Source organism: Halomonas sp. AOP13-D3-9, assembly GCF_052379125.1.
Taxonomy (GTDB): domain Bacteria; phylum Pseudomonadota; class Gammaproteobacteria; order Pseudomonadales; family Halomonadaceae; genus Vreelandella.
Genome location: NZ_JBQSYH010000066.1, coordinates 1 through 386, shown reverse-complemented (window position 1 = coordinate 386; position 386 = coordinate 1). Strand labels below are relative to the sequence as shown.

General features: G+C 51.3%; 1 protein-coding gene. It reads right to left on the bottom strand.

Going from position 1 to position 386, the window contains the following annotated elements; translation table 11 throughout:
• Nucleotides 1-352: cation efflux transmembrane domain-containing protein (locus ACT3UM_RS24230; RefSeq protein ID WP_498902567.1), on the bottom strand; the 352-nt coding region annotated here is incomplete at its 3' end.
• Between the last annotated feature and the right edge of the window lie 34 nt (nt 353-386).

Here is a 386-nt window from a genome sequence, read left to right as displayed (position 1 = left end):
TTCGGACGGTCTCAACCACTGCCTGCCCGTCAATGTCCGGGGGAGATCCCAGCATTAGCGTACGGATAGGGCCACCAATTTCAGAGAAGGCAAGGTAAAGAATATATAGCGCAATCCCTATCGTGATCGCGGGGTCTACCCAGCGCATGTCGTACAGTAAAATAAGCGAACCACCGACAATCACAGCGATGGAGGCAAACGCATCCGATAAGTTATGCAGAAAAAGAGCGCGGATATTGACACTCTCTTTTTGCATTGACCACGTGAGCATAGCGGTAAGAGCATCGACGACAAGCGCAACGCTACCAATAATCACGATCGTCCATCCCTCTATCTCAGGGGGATCGATCATCCGCATAGCGCCTTCGTAAATCAGGTAGACGCCA